This is a genomic window from Allofournierella massiliensis (genome assembly GCF_964241245.1).
Taxonomy (GTDB): Bacteria; Bacillota; Clostridia; order Oscillospirales; family Ruminococcaceae; genus Allofournierella; species Allofournierella massiliensis.
In genome coordinates this window covers 1-520 of sequence record NZ_CAXSWZ010000079.1, presented here as the reverse complement: position 1 = coordinate 520, position 520 = coordinate 1, and the positions used below count along the sequence as shown (strand labels likewise).

Sequence of the window (520 nt, the reverse complement as noted above, 5' to 3'; positions counted from 1 at the left end):
CCACCTGTCTTCTTGTTTTCAAACAGAAAACCTGCTCTGGCCTGATTGCCAAAGCAGGTTTTTCTACAGGCTGAGGCACCCATTGGGGTGCCTTTTTGTTCCGGATCCTAATTGGTACGCTGAACCGGAGCGCCAGCAGCGCGAACGGGGAAGCCGCCCCCGTGGGGGGAAGCGCAACAAAAAGGCAGGACAAACGTCCTGCCTTTTTGTGGTGCACTTCCAGGGACTCATCCGGTTGCGGCGTGTCGCGCTGACTTCGCGCATAACATGCGCTCGCATCGCTCTGCGCCGCTGCCCAGCCCGCTCCGGTTCGCTGCATCCGCCACTGGCGGCGCTCACCTCCGGGGCACCCAGGGCCCGCATCAGCTGCCCCATGGAGTCCGAGTCTCTCAAATTCCATCGAAACGAAGAAAGGGCACCCAACCGGGTGCCCTTTCTTCGTTTGGTGCACTTCCAGGGACTCGAACCCTGGGCCCGCTGATTAAGAGTCAGCTGCTCTACCAACTGAGCTAGAAGTGCA

Annotated in this window: 1 tRNA gene; it reads right to left on the bottom strand. The window is 59.8% G+C overall.

Features of this window, described 5'->3' with window-relative positions:
• Positions 1-443: 443 nt before the first annotated feature.
• Positions 444-519 (bottom strand) — tRNA-Lys (locus ACESYO_RS16445).
• Position 520 lies beyond the last annotated feature (1 nt).